We start from the raw sequence: 8,483 nt of genomic DNA on the forward strand, positions 1-8,483 counted from the left end.
AGGCGATCTCGTCGCGCAGGAGGAAGCGCAGCCGGCGTTTCTCGGCGAGCATTGACCCACCTGGTTGGATGCAGGCAACATAGCCAAATGCGTTCCTCGTGCGTCGCAAGGCTCAAGGAGTCCGTCCCCGCGTTGCTGGCGGCCGGCTTTCTCCTCGTGGCGCCCCCGTGGTTGGAGCACGCCGGGGCGATGGTTCGAGAGAGCCCGGCGGCGGTCGCGGGCCCCGAGCGGGCCGGGGGCTACCTCCCTTCGGAAATCGTGGTGAAGTTCAAGCCCACGTCCACCGGGCGGGAACGGGCGGCCCTGCACCTCAGTCATGGGGGCAAGCCTCTCAGGGAGTACCGCGGACTCGACATGCAGAGGATCGGGCTGCCCGCGGGGCTGACGGTAGAGGAGGCGATCGCCCGGTACGAGCGGGACCCGAGTGTCGAATATGCGCAGCCCAACCGTCTCTTTGAGGTCCTGGCGAAGCCGAACGACCCGCGCTTCGCGTTCCAGTGGGGGCTCCAGGTGATGGAAGCGGCGCGGGCGTGGGACCTCACCGTGGGGAGCCCGGAGGTCGTTGTAGCCGTGATAGACACCGGCGTGGACTACACCCATCCGGACCTCGCCGCGAATATCTGGACCAATCCGGGTGAGATCCCGGGGAATGGCATCGACGATGACGGCGACGGCTACATCGACGACGTCCACGGCGTCAACACGATCCTGGCGCACACGGATCAGAAGGCGGGCGATCCCATGGACGACCACGGCCATGGAACTCACGTCGCCGGCACGATCGGAGCCGTAGGAAACAACGGGATCGGCGTGGTCGGCGTCAACTGGGATGTGAAGATTCTGCCCTGCAAGTTCATTGCCGCAAGCGGTTGGGGCTCAACCGCCGATGCCATCGAGTGCCTGGAGTACGTCCGGGGGCTGCGGGACCGGGGGGTGCGCATCGTGGCGACGAACAACAGTTGGGGCGCCGTAGGGTCCGTTGACCGCGCGCTCGAGGATGCGGTTCGCGCCCAGGCCAACGCGGGAATCATCTTTGTTGCGGCAGCGGCCAATGATTCGGCCGACATCGATCGCACCGGGTACATGCCGGCGGGGATCAAGATGCCCAACGTGCTCACGGTCGCCGCGACGAGCAGCACCGATGCTCTCGCCTCTTTTTCCAACTTTGGCGTGCTCGGTGTCCACCTTGGGGCCCCGGGGGAGGGCGTCTTGAGCACCTACCCCGGCTCCTATTCCCTGTTGTCGGGGACATCGATGGCCGCGCCGCACGTCGCCGGCCTCGCCGCTCTCCTCGCTGCCGACGACCCGAGCCTTGACGCCGGGGCCATCCGCAGCCTGATTCTTGCCGACGCCGAGCCTGCCGCGTCCCTCTCAGGCGGCACGCTGACCGGAGGACGGGTGAACGCCTACCGGTCTCTCACCTGCACCTCTTCGCCCTTCTTTGCCCCGACCCAGTACCCGACGCAGTCGTATCCGGTGGGCTTCGCGGTGACCCTCTCCGCGGTCAGTGTCAACTGCGCCACGCCGGTCGGGCCGGTGACGGTCGCCAGCGGTCTGGGGCAGACGATCGCGCTGCGCGATGACGGCGTGGCCCCGGACGTGGTGGCCGGAGACGGCACGTTTGCCGGGACGTGGTATCCGTCACGTCCTGGCGAGCAATTGACATTTTCCTCGCCGCTGGGAAGCAGAACGGTCACGACGCCGCTACTGACGATCGCGACCTCGGCCCTGCCCGACCCGGCGGTCGGGCGGCCCTATTCAGTCGTCCTCGGCGCCCAGGGAGGGATTCCGCCGTACACCTGGTCGCTGGTCTCCGGCGCACTGCCCCCCGGCCTTTCCCTCGCGGCCTCCGGCGTGATCTCCGGGTCGGCGGAGAACGCCGGGAAGTACCCTGTTCGGCTGGCTCTCGCCGATTCGGTCGGCAACGTGCACGCCCGCGACCTCCTCCTCCTGCCGAGGCTCGCGAGCAATCTCTCGCTTTCCTGGACGCGGGCCTACGACTCCCCGAGTTCGTTTGAGGAGGCGAGGAGCATCGCCTTCGACGAAGGCGGCGGCCTGCTTGTCGCCGGGGCCCGGCTCCTCTCTGCGAACAGCGGCATGGAAGACTTCGTCACGAAGCTCGATGTCGAGGGATACGGCATCTGGACGCGTTCGATCCCGGGCGCCAATTATGACGCGGCTGATGACGTCGCCGCCGACGGGCTGGGGAACATCTATGTGAGCGGGCGGACGGGAACGTCCACCGAGCAGCGGCTTTTCCTGGCAAAGTATGACTCGGCGGGGACCCTGCTCTGGATTCGGGACTATCCTTCCACCCTCAATCCTGTGTCCTGGGGCAGCATGGCAGTTCTGAGCGTTGCCGGGCCCGACGCGATATTTCTCAGCGCACCGGATTCGACGGCTTATTGCTGGACCACGTTGACGCTCAAGTACGACGCCTCCGGGAACCTGCTCTGGATGCGCCGGTCCCCGATCACGGTTCAGTCCGGCGGCGCGCGCTCGAGCTTGAACTCGAGCGCAATCGTCACGGACGGGGCAGGAAACGCGTACCTGGCGGGGACCCGTGCGAACAATTCCGGGGATTACCCGGAGGTGCTCAAGTACCTTCCTGACGGATCTGTGGCGTGGGACCGCACCTATGAGCCCGACGCGAGCGATCCGGGCGATTGCCGTGGGGCGGACATCGCCAGGGACGATCAGGGGAACCTCTATGTGTCCGGCTGGGGGCGGGTGTGGGGCACAGAAATCTACCGCTGGTTCGTCATGAAGCTCGACCCGGCCGGAGATCTGGTGTGGACCCGGACCTTTTCCGACTTCGTCGCAGACTATCAGTACCAGAGGGCCATCGCGCTCGATGGGCGCGGTCACGTCTACCTGGTGGGGGAGTCGGGTGACGGGCAGAAGTCCAACGCAGGCCAGGGCCTGATTCTCACCTACGACACCGGCGGCACCTTCCTCGGGAGCACCTTCTACGGGAGCAGCCGTGACGACGACGTGTTCAACGAGATTGTGGCAGATGATGCCGGCGGGGTCTTCGTCGTCGGCGGCCGGATGGGCTCGGCCGGGACTCCGTACACCGTCTTGAAATACCAGAACCCGTTGCTCAAGCTCGCGGAACCGATTCTCACGCCGCCGCCGGGGACCTTCCAGTCTCCCCCGGAGGTCACCGTTTCGAGCGCGGACCCCGGGGCGATCCTGCGCTACACCATGGACCGAACTGCGGCCTCCCGCACCCACGGGACGCTGATCTCGAGCGGCGCCTCCATCCCGGTCACGGCCACGTCGGTGCTCAACGTGTACGCCTACACGGCGGACGGTGGATATGACCCCGCGGCCACCGGCGGGACCTACACTCTTGCCGCGGCGCCGCCAACCTTCAGCCCCGCCGGCGGGGCCTTCAGCAATCCCCTGGCTGTCAGGATCCAGAGTTCTTCCCCGGGTGCGGTCATACGCTATACGCTCGACGGATCCACCCCGTCGGCTTCACACGGCGCCCGACTCGTCAGCGGGTCGGCGGTCTGGATCAACAGGCGTGCGACGCTCAGGGCGGTTGCCGTTGTTCCGGGCTGGGACGCTTCTCCAGCGCAGGGCGCGACCTATTCCTTCGAGGTGGCGCCGCCGACCTTCGCGCTTGTGGGTGGGGCGTCCAGCCCTCGCGCCGCCGCCGGACACGACAAGTCCAGCCTGACGGTCAAGATCACGAGTCGGACGAACGCCGCGGTGATCAAGTACACAACGAACGGCGAAACGCCCAGCCGCGCCACCGGGACGGTGCTTCCCGACCACGGGACGGTGGCCATCAGCAGGTGGTGCACCTTAAAGGCATTCGCCTACAGACCATATCCCCCGGACTGGCCGGATTCCCGGGTCAGCTCGGTGACCTATCGTCATTCGGCGCCCCCGTCCGAGGGGGAGAAGTAGCTCGCTCTGTCGCAACACGCCGCGGAAGCAGTGGTCAGCCGCGGGTCTCAGTCTGCAAGGCCGTGCCGTCTCGGATGCACGTCGGGGTGGATGAGGGACCTTGCACGGGACAGCGTCTTATCGGCCGCCGGCATGGCAAGTTGCTCTGTTGGCTGAGCCGGGTGCCGTCTTCGGGCGGGCAACCATCTGTGTCCCAAAAGTGTCCAACCAGAGGCGAAAACCGGTCACAAGGCGTCAAACGCAAAGAACATCGATCATAGTCGCAAGTCGTTTAAGAACGGGGGGTTGAAGCAGAATCTTCAATGTTCCCGAAGACTTGCTCCAACCCCCCTGGAGGGACTACGAATCCGTAGGTCGGGGGTTCGAATCCCTCAGGGCGCGCCACCTACTCCCTCGGGAATTCAGCGGGTCGTCCTCATCGGCGAGGCGGCGACCCAGCGTCGATCGTGGCCGTCGCCTTCGCGGAGCACTCGAGTCAAAGAGTGAAGCGATCCTTGACGGCCTCCGCGCGTGTAATTACGATGTGATCACCTGTGGTGCAGGGAGGTTGTCCATGAAGACGAAGCTGATCCGGATCGGCAACTCGCGCGGCGTGCGTATCCCCAGGAGCCTGTTGCAGGAGGTCAACCTCGGCGAGCAGTTCGAGATGGTGGCGGTTCGGGATGAGATCATTCTGCGTCCCTCGCGGCTGCCGCGGGCAGGGTGGGAAGACCAGTTCCGCGCCATGGCGGCGCAGCGTGACGATCGGCTCGTCGACAAGGCGGCCGAGGCGCCCACCGAGTTCGACCGGGGCGAGTGGGAATGGTGACGGCGTCGGATATCGCCAGGGGGACGCGCCCGATTGTCATCCGTCGGTTCGACGTCGTGCTGGTCAACCTCGACCCGGTCGTCGGCCACGAGATCAGGAAGACCCGGCCCTGTCTCGTCGTCTCCCCGGATGAGATGAACCGCACGATCGACACCTTCATCGTCGCGCCGATGACGACCAGAGGGCGCGCCTACCCGACCCGCGTGTCCTGCACCTTTCACGGAAAGAGCGGCCAGATTGTCCTCGACCAGATTCGGACGATCGACCGGGCGCGCATCGCCGGCCGTCTCGGCCGCATCGCCGAGGAAACACAGCGTACGGTCCTCGCCGCAGTCCAGGAGATGTTCGCCGAATAAAAGGGAGAAGACCGCGCCGCGCAACGCACTCAGGGCGCGCCAGCCTTCTCCCCTTCGGTTTCGCACGGCTCGCCCTGCTCCCGGTGCTCGCGCAGGTGGATCAGGCCGCCGGAGACGATGAACTTCATCGCCTCCTGCGCCGGGATGTCGAGCACGCGGACCCGCCCGCGCGGGACGATGAACAGCTCCCCCGAGAAGTTGTACGAGTGGGGGAAGTAGACCGCCACCTTGTCCAGCAGGCCGAGCTCCGCGAGGTCCTCCTGGGTGATGAAGCCCAGCTTTTCGAGGTCGGACACGCCGCTCATCTGCACGAGCACCGGGTGGCTGAACCTGCGCTCCTTGGCGAAGAACGCCGAGAGCAGGTCGCGCACGGCGCCCTCGATGGTCCCGATCAGCGGCGTGCGCTCGATGGTCCGGCGGAGGAAGCCCTTCAGAGGGGCGGCGATGATGGTCGAGCCGAGCCACCCGAAGACGGTCATCAGGGCGACGACGGAGAGCAGTCCGAGGCCGGGGATGTGCGCCCCGAAGAATGCCACCTCGATCTTGCGCACCGGCTCGTCCACGAGCATGAAGATCTGGTAGAGGATGTACGCCGTCACGACGAGCGGCGCGATGTAGACGAACCCCTGGAAGAAATAGCCGATGAGGCGCTTCACGCCCTCATTCTGGCCCAATCTCCCGCAGCGTCAAGTTGATTCCCGCCGATCGCCGGGTCTCTGACGTGCCTTGCCGGCGCCCGGCGCCCCTTGCTTCCGTGCTACAGTTCGCCCATGGCGGCCGCAACGAAGCGCCCCGCCGCGGACGACGAGCGTTTCATGCGCCTGGCCCTGCGCGAGGCGGCGCGCGCCGGCCGCTCGGGGGAGGTGCCGGTGGGCGCTGTGCTTGTCGACGGTGCCGGCCTGGTGATCGCCCGCGGGCTCAACCGGCCCGTGGCGGGCTCCGACCCGACGGCGCACGCCGAGATCGTCACCCTCAGGCGCGCCGCCCGGCGCCTCGGCAACTACCGCCTCCCCGGGACAACGCTCTACGTCACGGTCGAGCCGTGCGCGATGTGCGCCGGCGCTCTCGTGCAGGCGCGGGTCTCACGGGTCGTCTTCGGCGCCGCCGACCCGAAGGGGGGCGCCGCGCGGACGCTGTATCGCATTCTCGACGACCCGCGGCTGAACCACCGGGCGGAAGTCACCAGCGGAGTCCTCGAATCCGACTGCCGCGAAATGATTCAAGAATTCTTTCGTGTCCGCCGTCGCCGGTCCTGAATTTGCATCCCGCCCCGCCCGCCGCTATACTCCGCGCCGGAGAGGTGTCCGAGTGGCCGAAGGAGCCGGTCTCGAAAACCGGTAGAGCCGTAAGGTTCTCGTGGGTTCAAATCCCACCCTCTCCGCCAACGCGACCCCTCCGCGGCGCGATGTTCCCGTGGGGTGGAGGTCCTGGTGCTCGGGGTCGCGTTCGGCGGCCGATCGGATCGGGGCGCCGTAACTGCGCGGTGGCGCTTCGCGCCGCCTTCTTCCTGCGAATCCCTCGCGGCAGCGCCCTTCGAGGTCTTTCTGTGGAATGTGCTCGGGATTCGAATTCGGGGCGCGATCGGAATCGCGCCCCGTGACTGCGCGGAGCTTCGCGCTTCTTCCGGGGCGGCCGATCCGATCGGCCGCCGTAACTGCGCGGTGCTTCGCACTTTTTCCTGGGCCGCGATCGAAATCGCGGTCCGTGACTCGCGAAGGCGCTGCGCGCCGTCTCTCGTCTGTCCGTCCCGTCCGAACTCAGTCCATGGGCGCAGGCGGCAATTCCTTGCCTTATGCGTGATTTTCGTCTATTTTCGCCGGCGGAGAGATGTCCGAGTGGTCGAAGGAGCACGCCTGGAGAGCGTGTAGGGTCCTAAAGGCCCTCGCGGGTTCGAATCCCGCTCTCTCCGCCAGCCGCCGGGGCTCCGGGGAGAGCGGCGGGAGGGTGGATTGTGTTTGGCGCGGGCCGACATCGGCCGGCGGGCGGGGATGACCTGGTCCTGCGCGGCGGGAACCTGTGAACCCCGTCAGGTCCGGAAGGAAGCAGCGGTAAACAGGACCTCCCGGGTGCCGCAGGGGCGCCTGGCCTGAACCGTCCCGCCGGTCGATGCCGGCCCGCGGTGTCCCCGGGCGCGGGACGACGACAGGAGGGGTGAGTGGCCGATTCCTACCAGGTTTTCGCGCTGCGCTGGCGGCCCCAACGCTTCGCGGACGTCGTCGGGCAGGAGCACGTCACCCGCCCCCTGCAGAACGCCCTGCGCGAGAACCGCGTGCCGCACGCCTTCCTGCTCACCGGCGCCCGCGGCGTCGGCAAGACGACCACGGCCCGCATCCTCGCCAAGGCGCTCGTCTGCGAGAAGGGCCCGGCGGCCGAGCCCTGCAACGAGTGCCGCTTCTGCCGCGAGGTGACCGCCGGCAACGCGATCGACGTCATCGAGATGGACGCGGCCTCGAACACCGGCATCGACGACGTGCGCGACCTCAAGGAGAGCCTGATGTACGCGCCGGCGGCGGCGCGGCTCAAGGTCTACATCGTGGACGAGGTCCACATGCTCTCGAAGGCGGCCTTCAACGCCTTCCTCAAGACGCTCGAGGAGCCGCCGGCCCACGTCAAGTTCATCTTCGCGACGACCGACCTGCACAAGGTCCCGGTCACCATCCAGTCGCGCTGCCAGCGCTACGACTTCCGTCTCCTGGACCGCGCCGAGATCGTCGAGCAGCTGCGGCGCATCGTCGAGGCCGAGGGGATCTCGATGAGCCCGGCGGCGCTCGGCGCCGTCGCCTCGGCGGGCGAGGGGAGCATGCGCGACGCCGAGAGCCTCCTCGAGCAGGTGGTGGCCTACTGCGGCCGCACCGTCGCCGACGACGAGGTCGCCAGGGCGCTGGGGCTCCCCGAGGAGAAGCTGCTGCTGGCTTTCTGCGCCGACCTGCTCGCGCGCCGCGGCGGGGCCTGTCTTGCGGCGCTCGACCACGTTGCCGCGCTGGGCATGGACGCCCGCATCTTCGCGCGCGAGGTCCTCGGCATGCTGCGGCACCTCGCCGTGCTGCGCGCCGTCCCCGAGGCGACGGATCTGGTGCCGACGACCGCGGAGACGCTCGCCGAGCTGCGGCGCCTCGCCGCGCAGGCCAGCCCGGGGCACCTGCAGTCGCTCTTCGAGATCTTCCTGCGCGTCGAGACGGAGGTGCGCCAGGCGACGTTCCCGCGGCTGCTGCTCGAGCTGGCGGTGCTGCGCGCGGTGGGCCTGGAGGAGCTGCAGCAGATCGAGACGCTGCTCGCGCGGCTCGAGGGGCTCGAGCGCCGGCTGGCCGGCGCGGTGCCGCCCGACGGGGGGGAGGGCGAGGGCGCCTTCGCTCCGCCGCCCCCGGCCGTCGCCGGCAACGGCGCGTCCGATGCGCCGT

The 8,483-nt window shown here is 67.9% G+C and carries 6 protein-coding genes, 2 tRNA genes and 1 other RNA gene; 8 read left to right on the top strand and 1 reads right to left on the bottom strand.

Annotated features, from left to right (window positions below; genetic code table 11):
• The first annotated feature begins 132 nt into the window (after positions 1 to 132).
• The 3 genes from VI078_08600 (at position 133) to VI078_08610 (ending at position 5,085) form a co-directional block, all read left to right on the top strand.
• Positions 133 to 3,921, top strand: a complete 3,789-nt coding sequence (locus VI078_08600; protein HEY5999341.1) for a S8 family serine peptidase — start codon at positions 133 to 135, stop codon at positions 3,919 to 3,921.
• A gap of 553 nt (positions 3,922 to 4,474) precedes the next feature.
• Positions 4,475 to 4,729, top strand: a complete 255-nt coding sequence (locus VI078_08605) for an AbrB/MazE/SpoVT family DNA-binding domain-containing protein (GenBank protein ID HEY5999342.1) — start codon at positions 4,475 to 4,477, stop codon at positions 4,727 to 4,729.
• Positions 4,723 to 5,085: a type II toxin-antitoxin system PemK/MazF family toxin gene (locus VI078_08610; GenBank protein HEY5999343.1), complete on the top strand. Its 363-nt coding sequence runs from the start codon at positions 4,723 to 4,725 to the stop codon at positions 5,083 to 5,085. Before VI078_08605 ends, VI078_08610 begins: the two co-directional genes overlap by 7 nt.
• A gap of 29 nt (positions 5,086 to 5,114) precedes the next feature.
• On the opposite strand, the gene VI078_08615 is transcribed toward VI078_08610, so the two are convergent.
• Entirely contained in the window at positions 5,115 to 5,741 is a 627-nt protein-coding gene (locus VI078_08615) for a DUF502 domain-containing protein (GenBank protein ID HEY5999344.1), read from the bottom strand.
• Between the two features lie 114 nt (positions 5,742 to 5,855).
• Here VI078_08615 and tadA point away from each other — a divergent pair, with 114 nt between their 5' ends.
• From tadA to dnaX, 5 genes are all read left to right on the top strand, one after another.
• The gene (gene tadA, locus VI078_08620; GenBank protein ID HEY5999345.1) at positions 5,856 to 6,341 is read left to right on the top strand and encodes a tRNA adenosine(34) deaminase TadA; all 486 of its coding nucleotides are present in this window, start codon (positions 5,856 to 5,858) and stop codon (positions 6,339 to 6,341) included.
• Between the two features lie 38 nt (positions 6,342 to 6,379).
• Positions 6,380 to 6,469, top strand: a tRNA-Ser gene (locus VI078_08625).
• 437 nt (positions 6,470 to 6,906) lie between these two features.
• Positions 6,907 to 6,997: transfer RNA gene (locus tag VI078_08630), tRNA-Ser, on the top strand.
• Between the two features lie 78 nt (positions 6,998 to 7,075).
• An RNA gene (ffs, locus tag VI078_08635) (signal recognition particle sRNA small type) lies at positions 7,076 to 7,175 on the top strand.
• 65 nt (positions 7,176 to 7,240) lie between these two features.
• On the top strand, positions 7,241 to 8,483 hold a 1,243-nt coding region (dnaX, locus tag VI078_08640; GenBank protein ID HEY5999346.1), incomplete at its 3' end, for a DNA polymerase III subunit gamma/tau.

The sequence above is a fragment of the bacterium genome (genome assembly GCA_036524115.1).
Lineage (GTDB): Bacteria > JAUVQV01 > JAUVQV01 > JAUVQV01 > DATDCY01 > DATDCY01.

What these genes read in the sequence shown, in the direction of transcription:
- VI078_08605 (HEY5999342.1), top strand. Translation starts at nt 4,475, where the DNA reads ATGAAGACGAAGCTGATCCGGATCGGCAACTCGCGCGGCGTGCGTATC.
- VI078_08610 (HEY5999343.1), top strand. Translation starts at nt 4,723, where the DNA reads ATGGTGACGGCGTCGGATATCGCCAGGGGGACGCGCCCGATTGTCATC.
- tadA (HEY5999345.1), top strand. Translation starts at nt 5,856, where the DNA reads ATGGCGGCCGCAACGAAGCGCCCCGCCGCGGACGACGAGCGTTTCATG.